Genomic DNA, 24,515 nt, shown 5'->3' with positions numbered 1-24,515 from the left:
CTTCAGTTGAAGATCGTGGCCGCCGCCGAGCGCTGGCCGCGCTGGAGCGCCGCCACGTCGACGATCAATGCCACGCTGCCGTCACCCATGATGGTGGCGGCGGAAATACCGTGAATACGGCGGTAATTGGTTTCGAGGTTCTTCACCACGACCTGCTGCTGACCGACCAGCTCGTCGACGAGCAACGCGAAACGACGGCCTTCCGCCTGAAGGATCACGATGATCCCCTGCGTCGGATCGAGGCGCGCATCGGGCACGTCGAACGCACGATGCAGCTCCACGAGCGGCAGATACTCGCCTCGCACCAGCACGACCTGGCCTTCGCCCGTCACGGCGCGAATGTCGTCGCGGCGCGGTTGCAGCGACTCCATCACGAAGTTCAGCGGCAGGATGAAGATTTCCGGGCCGACCTTGACCGACATGCCGTCCAGAATGGCGAGCGTGAGCGGCAGCACGATGCGGATCGTGGTGCCCTTGCCGCGCGTGGACAGAATCTCGACATGACCGCCCATCTGCTGGATGTTGCGCTTGACGACGTCCATGCCCACGCCACGGCCCGACACGTCGGTCACCGCTTCCGCCGTGGAGAAGCCGGGCATGAAGATCAGTTGCCAGACTTCCTCGTCGGACATCGAGTCCGAGACCGGCAGCCCTTGCTGCTGCGCCTTGGCAAGAATCTTTTCGCGCCGCAGGCCTGCGCCGTCGTCGCTCACTTCGATCACGATGTTGCCGCCCTGATGGGCCGCCGACAGCACCAGCTGACCGACCGGATCCTTGCCCGACGCCACGCGCAGTTCCGTGGTTTCGATGCCGTGATCGAGACTGTTGCGCACGAGGTGGGTAAGCGGATCGATGATGCGCTCGATCAGGCTCTTGTCGAGTTCGGTCGCCTGACCGAACGTCACGAGCTCGATCTGCTTGCCGAGCTTGGTCGCGAGATCGCGAACGAGGCGCGGGAAGCGCGAGAAGACGTAATCCATCGGCATCATGCGGATGGACATCACGGCTTCCTGCAGGTCGCGCGCGTTGCGCTCGAGCTGCCCCATGCCGTTGAACAGGCGATCGTGGAGCATCGGGTCGAGGCTGCTCGCCGTCTGGGCAAGCATGGCCTGCGTGATCACCAGTTCGCCCACGAGGTTGATGAGCTGGTCGACCTTTTCCACGCCCACGCGAATCGAGCTGTTTTCATGGCCCGCGGCGCCGCCGGCGGGTGCGGCGGCACGCTTTTCGGGCGGGTGCTGGGCACCGCCGCCGTTACCCGTGCCGGCGCCTGCCTGCGGTACGGGCGCGGCGGGCGGTACGACGATCGGTTCGGCAGTCGGGGGCGGCACCGGCGCTTCGACGGCGGCAGCCTCGGGCGCGGCGACGACCGGCGGCACTTCGATCGGCGCGGCGGACGCGGGCATTTGCGCGAAGATCTCGGACGTCTGGACCGGCCCAGCGGCTGGCGCTTCCGGGATAGCGGCGGGTGCGGCAGCCTCGGCTGCTGCGGCGTCCTGCACATCGATCTGCGATGGCTCGATCACAAAGCAGCACACCGCGAGGATGTCGTCGGCGTCGCACGTGGTGTCGAGCCACAGATGCAGCGCGTTCTCGGTCGACTGACGCCCGGCCACCTGCCCCAGATTGCCGAGCTCCTCGGCGAGCAGTGCCTGGTCCTTCTCGCCCACCCCGGTCAGCGTGACTTTGAGGCGCGTCTGGCCTGCCGGCACGGCGCTGGTCGGCGCACCGCTCGCCGTTGCGGCCGGGGCATCGCCCCCCGCGACGGTCGGCGTTGCGGCCGGGGCATCGCCCCCCGCGACGGTCGGCGTCGCGACGGCAGGTGCCGCGGGTGCTGCAGGCGTCGGCGCGGACGGCGTGACAGGCGCGGCGGAGACCGGCGCACCGTTGCCTTCGGCAGCGAGCTGTTGGAGCACCGCGCAGATGCGCGTCATGGCCTCGGCATCGGGTTCACTGGAGGCGCGGTAGGCATTCAGCTGTTGATGCAACACGTCTTTGGTTTCCAGGAAGGTGTCGACCATCTCGGTGCGCAACTGCAGTTCGCCGCGACGGGCGCGGTCGAGCAGGTTTTCCAGCAGGTGAGTGGTCTCGGTGAGCGCGGTGAAGCCGAACGTCGCGGCGCCGCCCTTGATCGAGTGGGCAGCGCGAAAAATCGCATTGAGCTGCTCGTTATCCGGCGCGCTCACGTCGAGTGCGAGCAGCAGGTGCTCCATCTCGGCGAGCAACTCTTCCGCTTCATCGAAAAAGGTCTGGTAGAACTGGGTGATATCCACCGGTTTCCTCGTCCTAACTTGGTTGTGCCATCGACGCCATCTCCGCCGTCCGCGCCTTCGTCATGCGCCTGCGCCGACGAGTGACCCGACGACGTCGACGAGTGCTTCGGGGTCGACCGGCTTGATCAGCCAGCCGCTGGCGCCCGCTTCGCGGGCCGCCGTCTTGTATGCGCCGTCGACCTCGGTGGTAAGCACCAGGATCGGGGTCTCGGCAAACGCGTCGAGCCCGCGCAGCGCGCGAATGAGCGACAGACCGTCCATGCCCGGCATGTGCTGATCGGTCAGCACCAGATCGAACGTCGCTTGCGACGCAAGGGCCAGCGCTTCCTGTCCGTCGCGAGCGGTCGTCACGGCGTAGCCCGCTTCGTCGAGCGTGGCTGCCAGGATCTGGCGCATCGACGCGGAATCGTCGACGGCGAGAATCGTGTTGCGAAGGGCCTGCATGCGTCTCCTCTTGTCGGTTATCGCGCTGTCGGCGTGGCGCCGGGCGCGGCCGGCGGCTCGGGCGGCGAAGGCACGCTCGGCACGGCAGGCAGTGTTCCGTTCATGACGGCGTTGACCGCGTCCATGCCGGCACCGCGCGCGTTTGCGGCGTCGATCGTCGGCTGGTCGCCTTCATGCTTGACCGACTGCTCGGCACGACGATTGAGCACGATGATGCTGATGCGGCGGTTGATCGGGTTGTAAGCGTTGTCGCGATCGAGCGGCACAGTGGAAGCGAGCCCCACCACGCGCAGCACCTTCTCGCCGTCGAGCCCGCCCGCGATCAGCTCGCGGCGCGAGGCGTTCGCGCGATCGGCGGACAGCTCCCAGTTGCTGTAGCTCTTGTCGCCCTGTGCGTAGGCCGTGGCGTCGGTGTGACCCGACAGGCTGATGCGGTTGGGCACGTCGTTGAGCGACTTGCCGATCTCGCGCAGGATGTCGCGCATGTACGGCTGCACCTGCGCGCTCGCGTTGGCAAACATCGGGCGGTTCTGGTCGTCGACGATCTGGATGCGCAAACCTTCCGTCGTCACGTCGATCAGCAACTGCTTGCGGAATTGCCGCAGCGTGGGGTTATTTTCGATGGCTTTTTCGATGCGCGCCTTGAGTTCGCGCAAACGTTGCGCGTCGGCGCGCTCGGCCAGCTCGGCCGACATCGCCTGGCGCGACTTGACCTGGTCGCCACGCGACTTCTGGCCGTCGGTACGCGTGGTGTCGGTACCGCCGCCGGGAATGACGCCGCTGTTGTCCGCCGCGTTACGCCCGCCCATCAAGGCGACGGCCAGCGGCGTGCGAAAGTACTCGGCAATGCCCGTGAGTTCCTTGCTGCTCACGGAGCTGAGCAGCCACATGAGCAGGAAGAACGCCATCATGGCCGTCATGAAGTCGGCGTATGCGATCTTCCAGGCGCCGCCGTGATGCCCATGCCCGCCAGCCTTGCGGCGCTTGACGATGATGGGCCGCTCTTCTTTCTCGCTCATTGCTGCCGCCCGTCAACGTGCCTTGACCTGCCGCACGTGCTCTTCGAGCTCGGCGAACGACGGACGTACCGTGGAATACAGCACCTTGCGGCCGAATTCGACCGAAAGTGCCGGCGCATAGCCGTTCAGGCTCGCCAGCAGCGTGACCTTGATGCATTCGTAGAGCTTGACGGATTCATTGATGCGGTGCTCGATGAGTTGCGCCAGCGGCGAGATGAAACCGTAGGCCAGCAGAATGCCGAGGAAGGTCCCCACGAGCGCCTGCGCGATCAGCGCACCCAGCACCGCCGGAGGCTGGTCGGCCGACGCCATGGTGTGCACCACGCCCATCACCGCGGCCACGATGCCGAACGCCGGCATCGCATCGCCTGTCTTCTGCAGACAGTGCGCGGGCACTTCGCCCTCATGACGGTAGGTCTCGATCTCATGATCCATCAGGTTCTCGATCTCGAACGCGTTCATGTTGCCGCTGACCATCAGACGCAGGTAATCGGTCAGGAACTCCATGATGCGCGGCTCGCCGAGAATGCGCGGATACTGCGAGAACACCGGGCTGGATGCCGGATCTTCCACATCGCCTTCGATGGCGAGCATGCCGTCCTTGCGCGCCTTGGCGAGCAGCACGTACAGGAGCGCCATCAGCTCCATGTACAGCTCTTTGGTGTATTTCGAGCCCTTGAACAGCATCGGCAGCGCTTTCATCGTCGCCTTGATCGCCTTGCTGTTGTTGCCCACCACGAACGAGCCGACGCCCGCGCCACCGATGATCAGCAGCTCGGTCGGCTGAAACAGCGCGCCCAAGTGGCCTCCGCCAATGACGAAGCCGCCAAAGACCGATGCCAGAACGATGATGTAACCAATGACGACAAGCACTGCCGGATACCTCTCGCAAAAATACGTCTACGGAAAAATTCCTTCCTGTTCAGAGGGCTTAACGGCAGACACGCAGGGAAACTGTAGGGGGTGCGACCTCGTGACAAACCCGCCCTTTCAGGCGGCCAACGGGGAAATATCGGTATCGGGCGCCGACGTGGCCACGGCCGGCGCCAGATCGGCGGCGTGCGCGTGCTTGGCCTTGCGGGTCTTGCCCGCGCGAGAAGGCGGTGCGCACAGTCCGCAGACGTACTGGCCGTGCGGCTCGTGGGCGTGCGTGACGAAATGGCCGCCGCAGCGCGTGCAGGGCGTCATTTGCAGCATCTTGCTGTCGAAGAACCGCACGAGGGTCCACGCGCGGGTGAAGCCGAGCACCGGCTCCCATCCATGCAGCTCCACATGTTCCAGGTACAGGCGGTAGGCCTTCACGATGGCCTCGATGCCCTGGCAGCCGCCGTACTGCACGAGATGGCGGTAGATGTTGTGAAACAGCGACGAATGGATGTTCGGCAGCCAAGTCACGAACCAATCGGTCGAGAACGGCAGCATGCCCTTGGGCGGCGAGGCGCCCTTCAGTTCCTTGTACAGCTTGATGAGCCGGTCGCGGCTCAGGCTCGTTTCCGCTTCCAGGAGCTGGAGGCGGGCGCCGAGTTCGATCAGTTCGATGGCCAGCTGGATCTCGCGGGCTTCGAGTACGACGCTTTTGGTACGCATGGTCAGGCTTTCCTGGCAAGTCACACGAAGCGCCACCCGCCGGGCGGCACAGTGTGCGTCGCGAACTTACCCGATCTGCTCGACGGGCTGGCCCGCCAAGAGAATCGAAGCATGAGACTGCTGCATACCCACGTCTTTCGCGCCATGCGTGAGGCTCGAGAGAATCACGTGGTCGTCGAATCGAAATCGGCACAGAAGCTGGTTCGACCCCGCGAACTTGACGAGTTGTGCCAGTGTGAGACTGCCGAGCACGTCGGCCAGTTGGTCGCTGATGCCCAGGCGGAACATGGCCGCCGCGCGATCCTCCCGGATCAGGCGCTGAGCCAGGACAAGGTAGGAGAGATTCAATTCCCGAATCTCGTTCAGTGTTTCGCTGTTTCGCATGCGGCCCCCCGGCGCAATGGATGAATCTGGCGGTACTACTGTTTATTCCCTCGCATTGTGGACAAGGGAGAAAGATAAAGAAATCGGAGAAAAACTACAGGGGGAAGCAAGAAAAGCGGAAGTTTATTGTAGGAGTTTTTCCTACATCCGGGAGACGAGCGCTCCCTGCGACGCGTTTGGGGAAAACGGTCGGTTTCGACAGCGTGACGCTTCATGAAAATTTCACAAAGCTGCGCTTTACTATCTGACTGTATTTCGGCTGCATCGAGCCGAACTTTAGCCAACCTTGCAAAAAATTTCAGGGGGCGGCGCAAGGTAGGCCTGGAGCGTACTTTGCCGATTACGAACACGCTGGAACAGCGCAATTACAAACTGTTACAGGTGTCGGCCGGCACGCCAAATTCCCTGTTTGGAAGGAAAGCTCTCGAATCAGTTCCCCAATCGCCTCGGCGGCGTGGCGAAAACTGCAATCGGCCACCTGAGTCCTTCTTTCCGACGTCCGCATCCCGGGTGACGATCACTGACAGGGAATATTGCCAGGCCGTCGTGAAACTCCCGCAAGCGATTGCCGGATCACTCGCGAATGGCGGTCGTCTCGCGGATCCGCACGTCACACCGTCCCGGACGCGGGCGGCGCATGCGCACCCGCCCGGCGAATCAGTACGGTGTGAAAGCACCAGGACAGCACGCCGCACACCGCCATGACGGCCGCCATTGGCACCGCCGAGCGCGCGTGCAGCAGCCCCACCGCGGCACCGGCGCCGGCAGCCGCGAGGAATTGCAACGCGCCCAGCAGCGCCGACGCCGCCCCGGCGCGGTGATGCTGCCGGTTCAGCGCCTCGGCGATGGCATTCGGCTGCGAGAAACCCAGGCTCGTGACGTAGGCAAAGAGCGGCACCATCAGCATGACCAGCCCGCCCACGCCAAGCGCCGCCACCGTGAGCATCAGCAGGCCCAGCACGGCAACGAGGTTGTTGGTACGACGTAACACGTCAGCCGGCCGGCGAGTGCGCAGCAAATAGGCGTTGATCTGCGAACCGCCGATGATCCCGCAGGCGTTCAGGCCGAACAGCCAGCCGTAGTGCGCCGGATCGACGCCGTAAAGGTTGATGAATACGAAGGGCGAACCGGTGATGTAGGCGAACATGCCCGCCTGCGACACGCCGCCCGCAAGCGCATTGCCCATGAATTCCCGATCGCCCAGCAACGCGCCATAGTTGTGCCACGCGGTTGTCAGCCAGTTGCGCGCCTGTCGGAGCGCCTGGCGCGTCTCGGGCAGCCAGTAGACGGCCATCGCAAAGCATGCCGCGCCAAACACCGTCAGCCCCCAGAAGATCCAGCGCCAGCCGACGAACATCAGCACCTGTCCACCGATGAGCGGCGCGAGAATCGGCGCGGCGCCCATGATCAGCGTCATGCGCGAGAGCACGCGGGCCACCGTACTCGTGTCGAACAGATCGCGAGCCATGGCGCGGGCGATGACGAAACACGCACAGCCACCCACCGCCTGAATGAAGCGGCAAACGATCAATGTCTCGATATTCGGCGCCAGCGCGCAGCCCGCCGAGGCAAGCGTGTAAAGCGCCAGTCCGGCATACAACGGGCGCTTGCGCCCGAAGCGGTCGGCGAGCGGGCCGTGCAGCAACTGTCCCAGACCGAGCCCGATGAAGAACGACGCCAGCGAGAACTGCGCCGCCGCGTCGGTAGTATTCAGTTCCTGAGCGATGCTCGGGAGTGCAGGCAGATACATGTCGATCGACAACGAGCCGATGGCCGACAGAATGCCGAGAACGAAAACCGTGCGGAAAGTATGGGATGGCATGGGCGAGACCTAGGGTAATCCCGAATGATACGGCATTACCCCAGGCTTCGCTCAAAAAATAAGCAGACGCCCGCCCGCGTCGAGCCGCGGACGAGACATGCCGAGGGGCGCCGTCAGGCCGTTTTCGCCTCGGAGAGCCCCAGCGATTCGACCATCTGCTCGCGCATGACGAACTTCTGCACTTTGCCCGTGACGGTCATCGGCATCTCGTCGACGAAACGGATGTAGCGCGGAATCTTGTAGTGAGCAATCTGGTCCTTGCAGAAGTCGCGGATGTCGTCCTCGGTGGCGCTCTGTCCCGGTTTGAGAATGATCCAGGCGCAGACCTCCTCACCGTACTTGGCGTCGGGCACGCCGAAGACCTGAACGGCCTGCACCTTCGGATGCCGGAACAGAAATTCCTCGATTTCACGCGGGTAGATGTTCTCGCCGCCGCGAATGAGCATGTCCTTCACCCGGCCGACGATGTTGCAATAGCCCTCCTCGTCGAGCGTGGCGAGATCGCCGGTATGCATCCATCCGTCGCGAATTGCTTCACGCGTTCGCGGCTCGTCGTCCCAGTAGCCCTGCATCACCGAATAACCCTTGGTGCAAAGCTCGCCCTTCTCTCCGACCGGAACGATCTCGCCCGCGGCATCGACGAGCTTCACTTCGAGATGCGGCTGTACGCGCCCGACCGTCGTCACGCGCTTCTCGAGCGGGTCGGTGGTGGTCGTCTGGAACGACACCGGACTTGTCTCCGTCATGCCGTACGCGATGGTCACTTCGCTCATGTGCATCTGGCTGATCACCCGCTTCATCGTCTCGATCGGGCACGGCGAACCCGCCATGATGCCCGTGCGCAGCGACTCGAAGTGATAGTCGCCGAAGTCCGGATGATCGAGTTGCGCGATGAACATGGTCGGCACGCCATGGAGGGCCGTACAACTTTCCTCGGAGACGGCCGCCATCGTGGCCTTCGGATCGAACGCCTCCCCCGGGAATACCATCGTCGCTCCCGTCGATACACAGGCGAGCACGGCAAGCACCATGCCGAAGCAGTGATAGAACGGTACCGGAATGCACAGGCTGTCACGCTCGGAAAAGCGCATCGCCATGGCGATGAACCGGCCGTTGTTGACGATGTTGTGATGCGTGAGCGTGGCGCCCTTTGGGCTGCCCGTCGTGCCGCTGGTGAACTGAATGTTGATGGGCTCGAAGCAGTCGAGTCCGTCGGAAATCGCACGCAGGGTATCCAGATCGGCATCGGCGCCGAGCGTGACCACGTCGCTGAAGTTCATCATGCCGGGCGTAACGCCCTGCCCCATGCGAATCACGGTGCGCAGGGTGGGCAGCTTCTCCGACTTCAGTTCGCCGGGTTTGCACACGGCCAGTTCCGGTGCCAGCGCATTGAGCATGTCGAGGTAACGCGACGTCTTGAAAGACTCCGCCGCCACGAGCGCCTTGCAGCCCACCTTGTTGATCGCGTATTCCAGCTCGGCGAGCCGGTATGCCGGGTTGATGTTCACGAGCACGAGCCCGACACGGGCGGTGGCGAACTGCGTAACCAGCCATTCGACGCGGTTCGGCGACCAGATCCCGACCCGATCCCCCTTCTTCAGCCCCAACGCCAGCAACCCGGCAGCGAAGGTATCGACATGCGCAATGAATTCGCGCCACGTCCAGTCCACGCCCTGCTCGCGAAATACCACGGCCTGCCGCTCCGGAAACTTCGCTGCTGTCTCGGCAAGCAGACCGAATACCGTCAACGTCGAAAGCGGTACGGTGGTATCACCCTTCACATACGACAGTCCATTACGAGGTACAACGCCCGCACCTTCCCGGCTTTCCATGCTTTGTCTCCTGAAGCAATGCTGAAGTGGCGAAATGCTGTCACGTGGCGCAGCCCGGCAATCGTCGGACCGACGATGAGGGGCATGTCTCCATAACAATAGCGCGTCACATTGGATTGACGTTTACGTTAACGTAATTCCCAGGACGGGACGAGTGGGGATGGCCCTGAGTTGAGCGACGTCAACGACTGGCGCGTGGCCGAGGGCATGAACAAAACAAAAGCCCCACGCATGATCATGCATGGGGCTTTCGATTCGCTCGATCGACGCGTACGACAGTATCGAAGGGATACCGTCCTGCGCTTCGACGCGCGTCGCGCGATGCGTCGACCTCGCGGTCGCCGCAACGGCGATTCGGATTTACTTCACCTTGCGCAGCTTCTGGATCGCAGCGAGTTGAGCGATCGCTTCGGCCAGTTCGGCCTGGGCAGTCGCGTACTCGATGTTCGATTCCTTGTTCGACAGGGCTTCCTCGGCGCGGCGCTTGGCCTCGGCAGCCTTCGCCTCGTCCAGATCCTTGCCGCGGATAGCGGTGTCGGCGAGCACGGTCACCGTGCCCGGTTGCACTTCGAGAATGCCGCCGGCCACGAAGACAAAGTCCTCGTTGCCTGCTTCGTCCTCGATACGCACCGCGCCCGGCTTGATACGCGTGATCAGCGGCGTGTGGCCCGGCAGAATGCCCAGCTCGCCGGCTTCGCCCGGCAGCGCCACAAAGCGCGCCTTACCCGAGAAGATTTCCTCTTCCGCGCTGACGACGTCTACGTGAATGGTTGCCATAATCGCTCCCGTTGAGTGTGATGAAGCGGCAGGCGCGCCGGTCCGGACGTTGCCGTCCTCGCTTCGCTACCCCGCCCCGCAACAGTCACCTGCCGGGATAGGGAGGCACCTCTCGCGAGACCCCTCCGTCGCCCGGCACTCAACCGTTTACTGCATCTTCTTGGCTTTTTCGAACGCTTCGTCGATCGTGCCAACCATGTAGAACGCCTGCTCCGGCAGGTGGTCGCACTCACCGTCGACGATCATCTTGAAGCCGCGGATCGTTTCCTTGAGCGGGACGTACTTGCCCGGCGAGCCCGTGAACACTTCCGCCACGTGGAACGGCTGCGACAGGAAACGCTGAATCTTACGCGCGCGAGCCACGGCGAGCTTGTCGTCCGGCGACAGTTCGTCCATACCCAGAATCGCGATGATGTCGCGCAGTTCCTTGTAACGCTGCAGCGTCGATTGCACGCGGCGGGTCACCGTGTAGTGCTCTTCGCCAATCACGTTCGGATCGATCTGACGCGAGGTCGAGTCGAGCGGATCGACCGCCGGGTAGATACCCAGCGAGGCGATGTCACGCGAGAGCACGACGGTGGCGTCCAAGTGACCGAAGGTGGTTGCCGGCGACGGGTCGGTCAAGTCATCGGCAGGCACGTACACGGCCTGCACCGACGTGATCGAGCCAGTCTTGGTCGACGTAATACGCTCTTGCAGCTTACCCATTTCTTCAGCCAGCGTCGGCTGATAGCCCACGGCCGACGGCATACGGCCGAGCAGTGCCGACACTTCGGTACCAGCCAGCGTGAAACGGTAGATGTTGTCCACGAAGAACAGCACGTCGCGACCTTCGTCACGGAAGTGCTCGGCCATCGTCAGGCCGGTCAGCGCCACACGCAGACGGTTGCCCGGCGGCTCGTTCATCTGGCCGTACACCAGCGCGACCTTGTCCAGAACGTTCGAGTCCTTCATTTCGTGGTAGAAGTCGTTCCCTTCACGGGTACGCTCGCCCACGCCGGCAAACACCGAATAACCGCCGTGTTCCTTGGCGATGTTATTGATGAGTTCCATCATGTTCACGGTCTTGCCCACGCCGGCGCCACCGAACAGACCCACCTTGCCGCCCTTGGCGAACGGGCAGATCAGGTCGATAACCTTGATGCCGGTCTCGAGCAGTTCCGTCGACGGCGACAGCTCGTCGAATGCCGGTGCCTTCTGGTGGATCGAACGGGTGTGATCCTTGGCGATCGGACCGGCTTCGTCGATCGGACGACCCAGCACGTCCATGATGCGACCCAGCGTCGGCTTGCCGACCGGCACGGTGATCGGCAGACCCGAGTTCTGCACGGTCATGCCGCGGCGCAGGCCTTCGGACGAACCCAGACAAATGGTACGGACCACGCCGTCGCCCAGCTGCTGCTGGACTTCGAGCGTGAGCTCCGAACCTTCCATGGTGAGCGCGTCGTAGATCTTCGGCATGCTGTCGCGCGGGAATTCCACGTCGATAACGGCGCCGATGCACTGTACGATCTTGCCTTCAATCAAAGCAGTACTCATCGCTTTTCCTTTAGATACTCAAATTCATTTCGCCTGACGGCGCATCGGCCCGTGCCACCGCTTACACTGCGGCGGCGCCACCCACGATTTCGGACAGTTCCTTCGTGATCGCTGCTTGACGGCCCTTGTTGTAGACCATCTGCAATTCACCGATCACGGTCTTCGCGTTATCCGACGCAGCCTTCATGGCCACCATGCGGGCGGACTGTTCCGACGCCATGTTCTCCGCGACTGCCTGATACACCACGGCTTCGACGTAACGCACCAGCAGGGCATCGACGACCGTCTTTGCATCCGGTTCGTAGATGTAGTCCCACGAATGCTGTGCCGGCACCGCGCTCGCTTCTTCCGACTCACCCTCGAGCTTCTCGGGCAGCGGCAGCAGTTGCTCCACCACGGCTTCCTGCTTCATCGTGTTGACGAAGCGGTTGTAGGCCAGGTACACGGCGTCGAGCTTGCCTTCGGCGTACGCGTCGAGCTGAAGCTTCACCGCACCGATCAGCTTGTCCAGATGCGGGGTGTCGCCCAGTTGCACGACATGCGAAACCACCTTGGCGCCGATGCGGTTCAGGAAGCCGAAGCCCTTGCCGCCGATGGCGGTGGCCTCGATCTTCAGGCCCTGCGCTTCGATGTCCTTCATCTTGGCCACCACGGCACGCAGCACGTTGGTGTTCAAGCCGCCGCACAGACCCTTGTCCGTCGTGACCACGATGACGCCGGCGGCTTTCGCGTCGGCGTGCTTCACCATGAACGGGTGGTGGTATTCCGGATTCGCCTGCCCCATGTGCGCGGCGATCTGGCGCACCTTGTCAGCGTACGGCCGGGCATGGCGCATGCGTTCCTGCGCCTTGCGCATCTTCGACGCGGCCACCATTTCCATGGCCTTGGTGATCTTGCGCGTGTTCTGCACGCTCTTGATCTTGCCGCGAATTTCCTTCATTCCAGCCATTGCTTACTCCTTGTCTCGGCGCGACGTCCGCTCTTGCCTGAACATCGCGCCTTCCCGGGTCCGTTGAATAGTTGCCGATTCAACCGGATTAGTAAGCGCCGGTCTTCTTGAAGTCCTTGATCGCAGCGTGCAGGGCGGCTTCGTCGTCCTTCGAGAGATCCTTCGTCTCTTCGATACGGCCGATGAGCGCACCGTGGCTGGTCTTCAGAACTTCGCGCAGACCCTTTTCGAACGGCAGCACCTGAGCGATGTCGAGATCATCCAGATAGCCGTTGTTGGCGGCGAACAGCGACACAGCGAGTTCCCACACTTGCAGCGGCGCGAATTGCGGCTGCTTGAGCAGTTCCGTCACGCGGCGGCCGCGCTCGAGCTGCTTGCGGGTCGCTTCGTCCAGATCCGAGGCGAACTGCGCGAACGCAGCCAGCTCACGGTACTGTGCGAGGTCGGTACGAATACCGCCCGAGAGCTTCTTGATGACCTTCGTCTGCGCGGCACCACCCACACGCGACACCGAGATACCGGCGTTGATTGCCGGACGGATGCCCGCGTTGAACAGGTCGGTTTCCAGGAAGATCTGGCCGTCGGTAATCGAGATCACGTTCGTCGGAACGAACGCGGTCACGTCGCCGGCTTGCGTTTCGATGATCGGCAGTGCCGTCAGCGAGCCGCTTTGGCCCTTGATTTCGCCGTTGGTGAACTTCTCGACGTACTCTTCCGAGACGCGAGCCGCGCGCTCGAGCAGGCGCGAGTGCAGGTAGAACACGTCGCCGGGGTAGGCTTCACGGCCCGGCGGACGACGCAGCAGCAGCGAGATCTGACGATAGGCCCAGGCTTGCTTGGTCAAGTCGTCGTAAATGATCAGCGCGTCTTCGCCGCGGTCGCGGAAGTACTCGCCCATCGTGCAACCGGCGTACGGTGCGATGAACTGCATGGCTGCCGAGTCCGACGCCGTGGCGGTCACGATGATCGTGTATTCCATCGCGCCGTGCTCTTCGAGCTTGCGCACCACGTTCATGATCGACGAGGCCTTCTGACCGATCGCAACGTACACGCAGGTCACGCCCTTGCCCTTCTGCGAGATGATCGTGTCGATCGCCACGGCGGTCTTACCCGTCTGACGGTCGCCAATGATCAGTTCGCGCTGGCCACGGCCGATCGGCACCATGGCGTCGATAGCCTTGGTACCGGTTTGCAGCGGTTGCGACACCGACTTACGCCAGATCACGCCCGGAGCGATCTTTTCGATGGCATCGGTTTGCTTGGCGTTGATCGGACCCTTGCCGTCGATCGGCTGGCCCAGTGCGTCGACGACGCGGCCCTTCAGTTCCGGGCCGACCGGCACTTCGAGAATGCGGCCCGTGCACTTGACGGTGTCGCCTTCCGAGATGTGCTCGTATTCGCCCAGAATCACGGCGCCGACGGAGTCGCGTTCGAGGTTCAGTGCCAGACCGAACGTGTTGCCCGGGAATTCCAGCATTTCGCCTTGCATCACGTCCGACAGGCCGTGAATGCGGCAAATACCGTCGGTCACCGAGATCACGGTGCCTTCGTTACGGACTTCGGCGCCGCTCTCGAGACCTTGAATCCGGCTCTTGATCAGTTCGCTGATTTCAGAGGGATTGAGTTGCATATGTGCTCCTGATATTCAATTCTTGCCGTCGCAGGCGTTTCGCGCCGGCCTCAGGCCGTCAGCGACGTCCGCATAGCCGCCAGGCGGGCGCGCACCGAAGTGTCCAGCACCTCGTCGCCAACCACCACACGCACGCCGCCGATGAGCGACGGATCCACCGTCACCGTCGGGTTGAGCTTGCAGCCGAACTTGTGCTCGAGGCCCTTGACCAGCGAGGTCAGTTGCTCGCCTTCGAGCGGGAAGGCGCTTTCGATCGTGGCATCCGCCGAACCGGCGGCGGCGTTCTTCAACGCCTCGAACTGTTCGGCGATTTCCGGCATGGCCGCGAGACGACCGTTGTCGACCACGGCGGCGACGAAGTTGCGCACTTCGGCGTCGGTCGATTTCACGGCGGCGGTCAGCACGTCGACGACTTGCGCCGGCGTAACTTTCGGATCGTCGGCCAGGTTGGCCACTTCAGGCAGCGCTGCCACTTGCGCCAGTTCACGCACCAGCGCCGACCAGCGATTCAGGTCGCCGGACTTGGCCACGCGGAACAACGCCTCGGCGTACGGACGAGCGATGGTTGCGAGTTCGGCCATGATCAGAGCTCTGCCTTGAGTTGGTTCAGCAGGTCGGCGTGGGCCTTGGCGTCGACTTCACGCTTCAGGATCTGCTCGGCGCCCTTGACGGCCAGACCGGCAACTTCCTCGCGCAGCGATTCACGGACCTTGACGGCCTGGTTCTCGGCTTCGGCCTTGGCGTTGGCGATGATGCGCGCGGCTTCGGCTTGCGCCTGGGCCTTGATCTCGTCGGCCACGGCCAGTGCGCGCTTCTCGGCGTCGGCAATACGCTTCGCGCCTTCGTCGCGGGCTTCCGCGAGGGCTTGCGTGGAGCGCTTGTTGGCGGCTTCGAGTTCGGCCTTGCCCTTGTCGGCGGCAGCCAGACCGTCAGCGATTTTCTTCGCGCGTTCGTCGATAGCCTTGATCAGCGGCGGCCACACGAACTTCATCGTGAACCATGCCAGGATCAGAAACACGACGGTTTGCGCGAACAGAGTTGCGTTTATGTTCACGGTGTTTCCTTTCGGTGATGCGAGTCGATTGGCAAAACAGCGCGCCCCAATGTGCCAGCTGGCTTGGGCGCGCCGTTCATGTCCAGTGGGCCGCGCAGATCATTGCGCGACCGGCCGAAAGAAACTTAAGCGAGCTTCGACAGCAGCGGGTTCGCGAACGCGAACAGCATGGCAACGCCCACGCCGATCAGGAATGCCGCGTCGATCAGGCCGGCCAGCAGGAACATCTTCGTTTGCAGCGGGTTCATCAGCTCGGGCTGACGGGCGCACGCTTCGATGTACTTGCCGCCCATCAGCGCGATACCCAGACAGGCGCCAATAGCACCCAGACCGATGATGATGCCGATACCGATGGCGGTCAGACCCTGGATGTTGGCGATGAAAGCTTGCATGATTACTCCTTTTGGTTAGAGACTTGAAACTTTAAATATGAAAAACCGAAAAACCGGGAAACACGTGACTACCGCAACAACCAATCAGTGATGGTCGTGCGCCTGGCCGATATACACCAGCGTGAGCATCATCATGATGAACGCCTGGAGTAACACGATCAGGATGTGGAAAATCGCCCATGCGGTGCCGGCAATGACGTGGCCGACAAAACCCAGCACCGACGCATCTGCGCCAAAGCTCCAGATGCCGCCCAGCAGGGCGATCAGCAGGAACACCAGTTCGCCGGCGTACATATTGCCGAACAGTCGCATACCGAGCGACACGGTCTTGGCACAGAATTCGATGATGTTGAGCAGCAGGTTCGGGATCCACAACAGGAAGTGGTTGCCGAACGGTGCGGTGAACAGCTCGTGCATGAAGCCGCCCGCGCCCTTGATCTTGAAGCTGTAGAACAGCATCAGGATCAGCACGCCGACAGAGATACCGAGCGTGCCGTTGAGGTCGGCCGTCGGCACGATGCGGTGATGCGTGATGATGGAGTCGAGACCCACCCAGCTGATGACCTTCGACGGCAGGTCGACCGGCAGCAAATCGAGCGAGTTCATGAGCGCGACCCAGACGAACACGGTCAGCGCGAGCGGTGCGATGAAGGCGCGATTGCCGTGCACGATGCTCTTCGACTGGTCTTCCACCATTTCGACGAGCATTTCGACCGCGCCCTGGAAACGGCCCGGCACGCCAGACGTTGCCTTGCGGGCAGCCACCCAAAGCAGGAAGCAGCCCAGGACCCCCATCGCGATCGACCAGAACATCGTGTCCCAGTTGATGATCGAAAAATCGACGATGCTAGTCTGATGCGAGCTCGCGAGGTTCTGCAGGTGGTGCGAAATGTACTCCGACGGGTTCGGAGCGTGGCCGGCTTCTACTGACATAGCGATCAAACACCCAATTATGAAAATCCGCACACGTAGCGTGTCGACGCGTGAGCGGTTCTCACCGCTACTTCAGTGCCATCGCCAGCCAATAAGCCTTCAGCGTCAGCACAAAGGTGACGAGGAACGCTACCCAGTGAATTCCGGGATAACCGAACGCTACAGCCACCAACAACGCGATCGTCGTTGCTACCTTGATCGCTTCTCCCATCACCAGCGAACCGACGGAGAGGCGATCACCTGACATCCTTAACCGCAGCGCAAACAATGCGCCCGGCATCCAACCGATCATTCCGCCCAGCCATGCGGACATCGCCGCGTCTCGTGGCGATGCCGAGAGCATCCACCAGGCGAGTGTCGCAACCAGCGACAGCAGTACCTGGGCTCCCACCACCCTGAATGGAGTCACACGTGACGCGCGCCCCACATCGGGACCGAACAGGCGCTCGGCCTGCGCACGCGTGAGCGGAACGATTGTTTCTTGTTCCTGCTCGTCGTCCCAACCTTCTGATGCTGCACGTGCCGGCGCTTGCGGTTTCGGTTCCAAGTTCGACCGTTGTACGTCGGTCATCTCGTAGCCTCCCCGCCCGACTCGTGCAAAACGAATGGGCTCTTCAAGCAGATAAATCCGCGAGATTTTACGGGACATTACGAACCCCAGTCAATCGAAACGCGCAACAAATTCGCCGAAATTGTGCAGTGCATGCTTCGATTTGGCGCCAACTCTCAAGGACCGCGTTTTTCCTCATGGTGCAGCGCGGCAATGCGCGCAAACGCCGCATGATCGGGCCAACTGGGGGACATTCCGTGCGCGATCAGACCCATTTCAGGGCAAGCCACCCGACGCCGAGTGCCACCACGTAAAACGGGACGGCAAGCACATGAAAGTGCCACCAGATCGCCTTCGATTTCGCCATGCGCAATGCGATCAGATTGGCGAGCGAACCGACCGCGAGTCCGAACCCGCCGACGGCGACGCCGTGGGCAAGCGCGGGCCAATTGTGGCTGTACTCCGCGAGCAGGATGGCGGCGGGCACGTTACTGATGAACTGCGACAAGACGGCCGCGCCGACATAGGCCGCCGCACTTCCGCTGAAATCGACGTGCCCGAGCGCCTGACGGATCTCGGGCAGGCCGGCCAGTCCCCGCAGCACTACGAACATCAGCACGAAGATCGCGAGCAGCAACCAGTCGATGCCCAGCACCGCGTTGCGGCGCGTCGCCAGGAGCACCACGACGACTGCGGCGCACGCCCAGCCGGCGTAACCGTGATCGGCTAGCGCCACGAAACCCGCGAACAACACGAGGGCAATCCAGAGCAGTGGCCAGCGCACATCATGCGCCGGACCTCGACGCTGGAAATGCAGGGCGCGGGAGTCGAACGCGAACACGCAGACCGCGAGCAGCATTGCCATCAACGCGAGCGTGATCGGCGCCATCATGACCACGTACGCCCCGAAGCCCATGCCACTTTGCTGCCAAAGGAAGAGATTCTGAGGATTGCCAAGCGGTGTGAGGCTCGATCCCGCATTCACCGCGAGCGCGAGAAAAATGATCAGCCGCTCGATCCGCACGGGCGCGATCCGCGCGAGCGACTGTGCCAGGGGAACCACGGCGAAGAGTGCGACGTCGTTGGTCAGCAGCGTCGAGAGTGCGGCCGCGAACGTCACCATCAGCAACGCCAGGCGCCGCTCCGTGCGAAACGCGCGCAGCAGGCGCTGCGCGAGCCAGTCGAGAAAGCCGCTCTGATCGATGGCGCGGGTGAGCATCAACAACCCTGCGAGCGTGAGGATCGTGTGCCGGTCGATCCGAGCGAACAACGTCGCGGCACTCGCCGGCCGCATCAATTGCAGGACGACGAACGCAACGAGCAAAATGAGCAGAACGGGATCGCTGCGCACGCGCTCGAACGTCACGCGAAGCGCGCGTGCCACGCGTGCGCGAAAGGTCCCATGCGCGGCCGTTGCGGCTGACGGCAGGCGAGACGGCGCCTGCGACACTGGCGTCGCCTCGTCCTTGCGCACCGGATCACCGGTAGGTTGGCTCACGGCGGAAGATTCAGTAGATCGAACTTACTCGGCGCGAATGCGCGCAAGAATGCCATCGAGGGCGTCGAGGCTGCCGAATTCGATGGTGAGTTGTCCCGCGCCCTTGCGCCCGAGCTTGATCTTCACGCTCGAGGCGAGCAGGTCCGACAGTTCTTCTTCGAGACGGGTGACGTCGCGCCCGCCCTCCTCGGCCGAACGCCTGCGAATGCCGTCGCCCTGCGGCTTGAGCGACGCATTCACGATGCGCTCGGTATCGCGCACGGACAAACGCTTGTTCACGACCTGGTTCGCGAGCGTGATCTGCGTGGCGGCATCGACGGCGAGCAATGCACGTGCGTGTCCCATGTCGAGATCGCCCGCGAGCAGCATCGTCTGCACGGGTTGGGCGAGATTGAGCAGGCGCAACAGATTAGACACTGCGCTGCGCGAACGTCCAAGCGACTCGGCGGCCTGTTCGTGCGTGTAATTGAATTCGCCGAGCAGTCGTTGAATGCCCTGTGCCTCTTCGAGCGGATTCAGATCTTCGCGCTGAATATTCTCGATGAGCGCCATGGCGGCGGCCGCTTCATCGGCGACGTCGCGCACCAACACCGGCACTTCCGTGAGTCCGGCGATACGCGCGGCGCGAAAGCGTCGCTCGCCCGCAATTATTTCGTACTTCTCACCATCGACACGACGCACCAGAATCGGCTGCATCAGCCCCTGCGCACGGATGCTTGCGGCGAGTTCCTGCAGTGCGCCCTCGTCCATGCGCGTGCGCGGTTGATACTTGCCGGCCTGAAGGCGCTCGAGCGCCATCACCGACGGCACGCCGTCTTCGCTCGCCTGCGTGGCCCCATTGTGGTTATCGGCGTGTGCGCCGAGCAGCGCTTCGAGGCCGCGGCCCAGGCCCTTTTTTTTCAGTGCGTTGGTCTTGGTCGCCATGACAATGCGTTCCTGCGCGAATGCGCCTTACATAGTTTGAATGCGCGCGATCATTTCCGCGCCGAATTGGAGATACGCCTTCGCACCGCGCGACGCGGGGTCGAAGACCACGCCCGGCATGCCATAGCTCGGGGCCTCCGCCAGTCGCACATTGCGCGGAATGATCGCGTTGAAAACCTTGTCGCCGAAGTGCTCCTTGAGCTGCTCTGAGACTTGCTGCTGCAAGGTGATGCGCGGATCGAACATCACACGCAGCAGACCGATCACCTTCAGGTCGCGGTTCAGATTCGCGTGCACCTGCTTGATCGTATTGACGAGATCCGAGAGCCCTTCGAGCGCGAAATATTCGCACTGCATCGGAATGATCACGCCGTGCGCGGCACACAAGCCGTTGAGCGTGAGCAGCGACAGCGTTGGCGGGCAGTCGATGAGCACGAAGTCGTACGCGTCGTCGACTTTGGCGAGCGCCTGTTTGAGGCGAGTATCGCGATTCTCGAGCGAGACGAGTTCCACGTCCGCGCCGGCCAGTTCGCGGTTCGCCGGCAACACGTCGTAGTTGCCCGACTCCGAGCGCTGGCATGCGGCAGCGACATCGGCGCCGTCGACCAGCACTTCATACACGCTCGTCTCGAGCGCAGCCTTGTCGATGCCGCTACCCATCGTCGCATTTCCCTGCGGATCGAGGTCGACCAACAGGACACGCTGCCCGTGCGACGCCAGTCCGGCAGCGAGGTTCACCGTGGTGGTCGTCTTGCCGACGCCGCCCTTCTGATTGGCCACGCAGAAAATTTTCGCCATGCCGATGTAGTCCTCCGAATGCTGCCTGGTTGATGCGGTTGTTGCGCTTGGTGCGATTGATGCTGATGATGCCGGGATCAAGCCGGTGATGCGAGCGGGAATGCCGTGTGCAACACGACACTTCCCGACAATTCGATTACCTGAGCAAAGCTCAGATTTTGCCTGAACTGGCCGGCGTCGGACGCACCGGCGCGTGGGGTTCAGGGAGCGCTCGCCTTTTGGGGCGTCATCACCAGCTTGTCGGTGTCGTAGCCCTGCTTGCGCAGCTGTGCTCGCATCTGATTCATGGTGTCGTCGTCGATTGTCGGGGTTCGCGAGAGGATCCAGAGATACTCCCGGCCCGGCTCTCCGACAGCGGCATACTGATAGTCACCGTCGAGCACGATAACCCAGTAGTTGGCCCAAAGCCAGGGAATCCAGCGTAACCAGTCCGGTGCGAAGGTCACCTTGAAGCGCGCGGTACCGGTGCCCTGCCCGTCGGTTCGGGCAAGTCCGGTATCGCTGACCCACGTACCGTCGTCCTTGCGACACTTGTTGGTGACTTCGATTTTGCCGTCGGGCCGCGCCACGTATTCGGCGGTCACGTCCGACACACATTTTCGCTCGAAGAAATTCGGGTAGCGTGCTATTTCGTACCAAGTGCCGACATATCGCGCTTTTTCGATCTTCTGTACGGGACGTACGCGAGTCGTGAGCGATTCCTGCCCGGACTGCGCCCAGGCAACGGCGGCCACGACCGAAAACCCGACCATGACGGCCCCGGCCCAGCGGGTCATCTTGTTCATGCGGTTACCTTTACGCGGAGCAAATGACGCTCGGCGTCGAGAAACGGGACGTGCAGCGGCAGACGCTCGACCAGTTCGCAGCCGTCGGGCAGCGTCAGTTCGTCTTCCGCCGCCACGCCCTTCATGGCCCAGAAGCTGCCACCTGGGGCGAGCAGATGGCGTGCCAGCGTGACGAAGTCGCGCAGTTCCGCGAAAGCGCGCGACACGATCGCGTCGAAGGGCGCGGGGACTTCCTTGCCGACGCCCAAAGATTCGACGCGGCCGGTCACTACGGTCAGGTTGGTGAGCTTGAACGTTGCACGCGCCTGGGTGAGGAAGGCGGTCTTTTTGTGAACGATGTCGTTGACGGTGACCTGCCAGTCGGGCCGCACGATGGCGAGTACGACGCCGGGCAATCCACCGCCTGAGCCAACGTCAAGGATGCGTGAAATTGGTTCACGATCAAGACGCGGCAGGATGGAGAGCGAATCGAGCAGATGCTTGACGACCATTTGCTGCGGATCGCGAATGGAGGTCATCTGTAGCGAAGCGTTCCACTTTGCCAGCAACGCCTGGTAGTCGAGCAGACGCGCCTGTTGCTCGTCGCTGATCGACAGGCCGAGCTGCGCGATGCCGTTGGCGAGGAGCGTAGCCAGGTCACGACCGCCGTGACCGGCGGATTGTCGCGAAGACGTCATGGGCGCTCCGCGTCAGGCTGCATGCTGCCCGCCACTATCGGCGGCAGCGGCATCGGCATCGGTCGCGGAGATCTCCGGCGCACGACGGCGCCCGAGTCCCTTCTTGAGGTGGATCATCAGCAGCGAGATGGCCGCTGGGGTGACACCGGAGATGCGCGAGGCTTGTCCGAGTGTCTCGGGACGCTGCGCATTGAGTTTCTGGCGGACCTCGATGGACAATCCCCGGACGTCGTTGTAATCGATGTTTGCGGGAAGCACGGTATTCTCGTTGGCTTCCTTGCGCACGATTTCGTCGGCCTGGCGATCGATATAGCCCTGGTACTTGACGGCGATCTCGATCTGCTCCCGAATCTGATTTGCCTGCAGCGGATCGTCGGACAGTGGCCCTTCGGGCGCCAGTCGGCCGCCCTGCACGGCCATCAGTGCGTCGTACCCCACTTCTGGACGGCGCAGCAGGTCGGCCAACGAGTATTCATGGTCGATGGCTTTACCCAGCAGCGGCTCGGCGTCTTCTGCGGGGAAGGTCTTCGGATTCACCCAGGTGGTTTTGAGTCGTTCTGTTTCACGTGAAACAGCGTCACGCTTGCGGCAGAACGCCTCCCAACGGACGTTGTCCACGACGCCCAGTTCCCGGCCGATCTCGGTGAGTCGCATGTCGGCGTTGTCTTCGCGCAAGGACAGGCGGTATTCGGCGCGGCTGGTGAACATGCGATACGGTTCTGACACGCCACGGGTGATCAGATCGTCGACGAGCACGCCGAGATAGGCTTGATCGCGACGCGGGCACCATGCCTCGCGGCCCTGGACTTGCAGTGCGGCATTGATGCCGGCGAGCAGCCCCTGGGCGGCGGCTTCTTCGTAACCGGTGGTCCCGTTGATCTGGCCAGCGAAGAAAAGCCCGGAGATGACGCGGGTTTCGAGTGAGCTGCGCAGGCCGCGCGGATCGAAGTAGTCGTACTCGATGGCGTAACCCGGACGGAGAATATAGGCGTTCTCCATGCCCTTCATTGAGCGCACGAGCTCGAGCTGGACGTCGAAAGGCAGGCTGGTGGAGATGCCGTTCGGGTAGAACTCGTTGGTGGTGAGGCCTTCGGGCTCGAGATAGATCTGGTGCGATGTCTTGTCGGCGAAGCGATGAATCTTGTCTTCGATCGACGGGCAGTAGCGCGGCCCCACCCCTTCGATGACGCCGGTGTACATGGGCGAACGGTCGAGACCGGCACGGATGATGTCGTGCGTGCGTTCGTTGGTGTGGGTTACCCAGCACGGGACTTGCTGCGGATGCTGCTCGGGGCGACCCAGAAACGAAAATACGGGCACGGGATCGAGGTCACCGGGCTGTGCTTCGAGCACGGAGAAATCGATTGACCGGCCATCGATACGCGGCGGCGTACCGGTTTTCAACCGACCTTGCGGCAACTTCAACTCTTTGAGCCGGGCGGAGAGGCTGACGGCTGCGGGATCTCCGGCGCGTCCGCCGACATAGTTGTTTAGGCCGACGTGGATTTTCCCATCGAGGAAGGTCCCTGCGGTGAGTACCACGGCGCGGGCGCGGAAGCGCAGCCCCACTTGGGTGATGGCACCCACGACGCGCTCACCCTCGACGATGAGGTCTTCGACGGCTTGTTGAAAGAGCCAAAGGTTGGGCTGATTTTCAAGCCGGTGGCGAATGGCCTGCTTGTAGAGGATACGGTCGGCCTGGGCGCGTGTCGCACGCACGGCGGGGCCTTTGGAGGAGTTGAGGATACGGAATTGGATACCCCCCTCATCGGTCGCTGCGGCCATGGCGCCACCGAGCGCATCGACTTCTTTGACGAGATGGCCTTTGCCGATCCCGCCAATGGAGGGATTGCAGCTCATCTGGCCGAGCGTCTCGATGTTGTGGGTGAGCAGAAGTGTTTTACAGCCCATGCGGGCCGAGGCGAGCGCAGCCTCGGTGCCGGCATGGCCGCCACCCACCACGATCACATCGAACTCGGTCGGATAAAGCATCGCAATTTTGCCGCGGACGGCAAACTCTCAGTATTCGGTAATTGCGGAATTATAGCGGTATTGCGGTGCGTCATTTGTAACCGTGAAGATGTTTCACGTGAAACGTGCGTGGAAAGTGACGATTTTGGAGACGGATGTCCGGAGTGTGGCTCACATTCGGGGCTATCCTGATGGCGCTGTCGGAAGACGGCATGTCCTTGGCGAGGCTGACTTCTGGTGTTCGGTTGCTGCGATTCGGGCACTCCGTTCGTGCCATTTCCTTCAACCATGGCGTCACCTCACTCACCTCCGGGCCGCGAAACTCACCGGCACCCCGACTGCGCTCCACCTTAAAGTCGCTCCGTCAGGGCACCGGCAAGCTTCGCCAATCCAACGCCCGAAAGCCCGTCGTGAAACCAGAGACCGTTTCACGTGGAACAGCACCCTCACGATGATCTCTCTCAATCCCTCGCCGTTCACAACACCCCATCCCGCCCACCGCCACTTCCCCCTCTCCCACCTCCGGGCCGCGAAGCTCACCGGCACCCCGACTGCGCTCCACCTTAAAGTCGCTCCGTCAGGGCACCGGCAAGCTTCGCTAATCCAACGCCCGAAAGCCCGTCGTGAAACCAGAGACTGTTTCACGTGGAACGGCGTCCTCATGATGATCTCTCTCA

General features: G+C 62.6%; 23 protein-coding genes. All 23 read right to left on the bottom strand.

The window, feature by feature from the left end; translation table 11 throughout:
* Window positions 1–2: 2 nt before the first annotated feature.
* The 23 genes from cheA to mnmG all read right to left on the bottom strand — a co-directional run bounded on the left by cheA (window position 3) and on the right by mnmG (window position 23,859).
* Window positions 3–2,273 carry a chemotaxis protein CheA gene (gene cheA / locus PMO31116_RS17435; protein WP_150567841.1) on the bottom strand — a complete coding sequence of 757 codons (2,271 nt, stop codon included), beginning with the start codon at window positions 2,271–2,273 and terminating at the stop codon, window positions 3–5.
* Window positions 2,274–2,333: 60 nt separating this feature from the next.
* Complete coding sequence (locus PMO31116_RS17430; protein ID WP_150567840.1) at window positions 2,334–2,717, bottom strand: response regulator; 384 nt, start codon at window positions 2,715–2,717, stop codon at window positions 2,334–2,336.
* A gap of 17 nt (window positions 2,718–2,734) precedes the next feature.
* A complete protein-coding gene (motB, locus tag PMO31116_RS17425) occupies window positions 2,735–3,736 on the bottom strand; it encodes a flagellar motor protein MotB (protein ID WP_150567839.1) in 1,002 nt (333 codons plus the stop codon).
* Between the two features lie 12 nt (window positions 3,737–3,748).
* Window positions 3,749–4,609, bottom strand: a complete 861-nt coding sequence (motA, locus tag PMO31116_RS17420) for a flagellar motor stator protein MotA (protein WP_023598342.1) — start codon at window positions 4,607–4,609, stop codon at window positions 3,749–3,751.
* Window positions 4,610–4,726: 117 nt separating this feature from the next.
* The gene (gene flhC / locus PMO31116_RS17415) at window positions 4,727–5,323 is read right to left on the bottom strand and encodes a flagellar transcriptional regulator FlhC (protein ID WP_150567838.1); all 597 of its coding nucleotides are present in this window, start codon (window positions 5,321–5,323) and stop codon (window positions 4,727–4,729) included.
* Window positions 5,324–5,389: 66 nt separating this feature from the next.
* Window positions 5,390–5,707, bottom strand: coding sequence for a flagellar transcriptional regulator FlhD (gene flhD / locus PMO31116_RS17410; RefSeq protein ID WP_023598340.1), 318 nt, complete (start codon window positions 5,705–5,707; stop codon window positions 5,390–5,392).
* 610 nt (window positions 5,708–6,317) lie between these two features.
* The gene (locus PMO31116_RS17405) at window positions 6,318–7,529 is read right to left on the bottom strand and encodes a Bcr/CflA family multidrug efflux MFS transporter (RefSeq protein WP_150567837.1); all 1,212 of its coding nucleotides are present in this window, start codon (window positions 7,527–7,529) and stop codon (window positions 6,318–6,320) included.
* 113 nt (window positions 7,530–7,642) lie between these two features.
* Entirely contained in the window at window positions 7,643–9,361 is a 1,719-nt protein-coding gene (locus PMO31116_RS17400) for an AMP-binding protein (protein ID WP_150567836.1), read from the bottom strand.
* A gap of 360 nt (window positions 9,362–9,721) precedes the next feature.
* Window positions 9,722–10,138 (bottom strand): F0F1 ATP synthase subunit epsilon, encoded by a 417-nt coding sequence (locus PMO31116_RS17395; RefSeq protein ID WP_023598337.1) that lies wholly within the window; start codon window positions 10,136–10,138, stop codon window positions 9,722–9,724.
* 147 nt (window positions 10,139–10,285) lie between these two features.
* Window positions 10,286–11,677: a F0F1 ATP synthase subunit beta gene (gene atpD, locus PMO31116_RS17390; RefSeq protein WP_023598336.1), complete on the bottom strand. Its 1,392-nt coding sequence runs from the start codon at window positions 11,675–11,677 to the stop codon at window positions 10,286–10,288.
* Between the two features lie 61 nt (window positions 11,678–11,738).
* Window positions 11,739–12,626 (bottom strand): F0F1 ATP synthase subunit gamma, encoded by an 888-nt coding sequence (gene atpG, locus PMO31116_RS17385; RefSeq protein ID WP_150567835.1) that lies wholly within the window; start codon window positions 12,624–12,626, stop codon window positions 11,739–11,741.
* An 88-nt stretch (window positions 12,627–12,714) separates the two neighbouring features.
* Window positions 12,715–14,256: a F0F1 ATP synthase subunit alpha gene (gene atpA / locus PMO31116_RS17380; protein ID WP_023598334.1), complete on the bottom strand. Its 1,542-nt coding sequence runs from the start codon at window positions 14,254–14,256 to the stop codon at window positions 12,715–12,717.
* 50 nt (window positions 14,257–14,306) lie between these two features.
* Window positions 14,307–14,837 (bottom strand): F0F1 ATP synthase subunit delta, encoded by a 531-nt coding sequence (locus PMO31116_RS17375; RefSeq protein WP_023598333.1) that lies wholly within the window; start codon window positions 14,835–14,837, stop codon window positions 14,307–14,309.
* A 2-nt stretch (window positions 14,838–14,839) separates the two neighbouring features.
* Window positions 14,840–15,310: a F0F1 ATP synthase subunit B gene (locus PMO31116_RS17370; RefSeq protein WP_150567834.1), complete on the bottom strand. Its 471-nt coding sequence runs from the start codon at window positions 15,308–15,310 to the stop codon at window positions 14,840–14,842.
* Window positions 15,311–15,435: 125 nt separating this feature from the next.
* A complete protein-coding gene (gene atpE, locus PMO31116_RS17365; protein ID WP_010807762.1) occupies window positions 15,436–15,702 on the bottom strand; it encodes a F0F1 ATP synthase subunit C in 267 nt (88 codons plus the stop codon).
* Between the two features lie 84 nt (window positions 15,703–15,786).
* The gene (gene atpB / locus PMO31116_RS17360) at window positions 15,787–16,635 is read right to left on the bottom strand and encodes a F0F1 ATP synthase subunit A (protein ID WP_150567833.1); all 849 of its coding nucleotides are present in this window, start codon (window positions 16,633–16,635) and stop codon (window positions 15,787–15,789) included.
* A 67-nt stretch (window positions 16,636–16,702) separates the two neighbouring features.
* On the bottom strand, window positions 16,703–17,206 hold the full coding sequence (locus PMO31116_RS17355; protein ID WP_150567941.1) for an ATP synthase subunit I: 504 nt from the start codon (window positions 17,204–17,206) through the stop codon (window positions 16,703–16,705).
* Between the two features lie 244 nt (window positions 17,207–17,450).
* Window positions 17,451–18,569, bottom strand: a complete 1,119-nt coding sequence (locus tag PMO31116_RS17350; RefSeq protein ID WP_150567940.1) for an SLC13 family permease — start codon at window positions 18,567–18,569, stop codon at window positions 17,451–17,453.
* A 138-nt stretch (window positions 18,570–18,707) separates the two neighbouring features.
* A complete protein-coding gene (locus PMO31116_RS17345; protein WP_150567832.1) occupies window positions 18,708–19,607 on the bottom strand; it encodes a ParB/RepB/Spo0J family partition protein in 900 nt (299 codons plus the stop codon).
* Window positions 19,608–19,634: 27 nt separating this feature from the next.
* Complete coding sequence (locus tag PMO31116_RS17340) at window positions 19,635–20,405, bottom strand: ParA family protein (protein ID WP_023598327.1); 771 nt, start codon at window positions 20,403–20,405, stop codon at window positions 19,635–19,637.
* 200 nt (window positions 20,406–20,605) lie between these two features.
* Complete coding sequence (locus PMO31116_RS17335) at window positions 20,606–21,190, bottom strand: lipocalin family protein (RefSeq protein ID WP_023598326.1); 585 nt, start codon at window positions 21,188–21,190, stop codon at window positions 20,606–20,608.
* On the bottom strand, window positions 21,187–21,867 hold the full coding sequence (rsmG, locus tag PMO31116_RS17330; RefSeq protein ID WP_150567831.1) for a 16S rRNA (guanine(527)-N(7))-methyltransferase RsmG: 681 nt from the start codon (window positions 21,865–21,867) through the stop codon (window positions 21,187–21,189). The genes PMO31116_RS17335 and rsmG overlap by 4 nt, the downstream gene beginning before the upstream one ends.
* A gap of 12 nt (window positions 21,868–21,879) precedes the next feature.
* Window positions 21,880–23,859 carry a tRNA uridine-5-carboxymethylaminomethyl(34) synthesis enzyme MnmG gene (gene mnmG / locus PMO31116_RS17325; RefSeq protein WP_150567830.1) on the bottom strand — a complete coding sequence of 660 codons (1,980 nt, stop codon included), beginning with the start codon at window positions 23,857–23,859 and terminating at the stop codon, window positions 21,880–21,882.
* Between the last annotated feature and the right edge of the window lie 656 nt (window positions 23,860–24,515).

Origin of the sequence: Pandoraea morbifera (genome assembly GCF_902459575.1) — a bacterium.
Taxonomy (GTDB): domain Bacteria; phylum Pseudomonadota; class Gammaproteobacteria; order Burkholderiales; family Burkholderiaceae; genus Pandoraea; species Pandoraea morbifera.
The sequence above is the reverse complement of the archived record's forward strand: the minus strand, read 5'-3'. Positions and strand labels throughout refer to the sequence as shown.

Excerpts from the sequence above, each read along its gene's own strand:
- PMO31116_RS17430 (WP_150567840.1), bottom strand. The coding sequence starts at position 2,717 with ATGCAGGCCCTTCGCAACACGATTCTCGCCGTCGACGATTCCGCGTCG.
- motB (WP_150567839.1), bottom strand. The coding sequence starts at position 3,736 with ATGAGCGAGAAAGAAGAGCGGCCCATCATCGTCAAGCGCCGCAAGGCT.
- flhC (WP_150567838.1), bottom strand. The coding sequence starts at position 5,323 with ATGCGTACCAAAAGCGTCGTACTCGAAGCCCGCGAGATCCAGCTGGCC.
- flhD (WP_023598340.1), bottom strand. The coding sequence starts at position 5,707 with ATGCGAAACAGCGAAACACTGAACGAGATTCGGGAATTGAATCTCTCC.
- PMO31116_RS17405 (WP_150567837.1), bottom strand. The coding sequence starts at position 7,529 with ATGCCATCCCATACTTTCCGCACGGTTTTCGTTCTCGGCATTCTGTCG.
- PMO31116_RS17400 (WP_150567836.1), bottom strand. The coding sequence starts at position 9,361 with ATGGAAAGCCGGGAAGGTGCGGGCGTTGTACCTCGTAATGGACTGTCG.
- PMO31116_RS17395 (WP_023598337.1), bottom strand. The coding sequence starts at position 10,138 with ATGGCAACCATTCACGTAGACGTCGTCAGCGCGGAAGAGGAAATCTTC.
- atpD (WP_023598336.1), bottom strand. The coding sequence starts at position 11,677 with ATGAGTACTGCTTTGATTGAAGGCAAGATCGTACAGTGCATCGGCGCC.
- atpG (WP_150567835.1), bottom strand. The coding sequence starts at position 12,626 with ATGGCTGGAATGAAGGAAATTCGCGGCAAGATCAAGAGCGTGCAGAAC.
- atpA (WP_023598334.1), bottom strand. The coding sequence starts at position 14,256 with ATGCAACTCAATCCCTCTGAAATCAGCGAACTGATCAAGAGCCGGATT.
- PMO31116_RS17375 (WP_023598333.1), bottom strand. The coding sequence starts at position 14,837 with ATGGCCGAACTCGCAACCATCGCTCGTCCGTACGCCGAGGCGTTGTTC.
- atpE (WP_010807762.1), bottom strand. The coding sequence starts at position 15,702 with ATGCAAGCTTTCATCGCCAACATCCAGGGTCTGACCGCCATCGGTATC.
- atpB (WP_150567833.1), bottom strand. The coding sequence starts at position 16,635 with ATGTCAGTAGAAGCCGGCCACGCTCCGAACCCGTCGGAGTACATTTCG.
- PMO31116_RS17355 (WP_150567941.1), bottom strand. The coding sequence starts at position 17,206 with ATGACCGACGTACAACGGTCGAACTTGGAACCGAAACCGCAAGCGCCG.
- PMO31116_RS17345 (WP_150567832.1), bottom strand. The coding sequence starts at position 19,607 with ATGGCGACCAAGACCAACGCACTGAAAAAAAAGGGCCTGGGCCGCGGC.
- PMO31116_RS17340 (WP_023598327.1), bottom strand. The coding sequence starts at position 20,405 with ATGGCGAAAATTTTCTGCGTGGCCAATCAGAAGGGCGGCGTCGGCAAG.
- PMO31116_RS17335 (WP_023598326.1), bottom strand. The coding sequence starts at position 21,190 with ATGAACAAGATGACCCGCTGGGCCGGGGCCGTCATGGTCGGGTTTTCG.
- rsmG (WP_150567831.1), bottom strand. The coding sequence starts at position 21,867 with ATGACGTCTTCGCGACAATCCGCCGGTCACGGCGGTCGTGACCTGGCT.
- mnmG (WP_150567830.1), bottom strand. The coding sequence starts at position 23,859 with ATGCTTTATCCGACCGAGTTCGATGTGATCGTGGTGGGTGGCGGCCAT.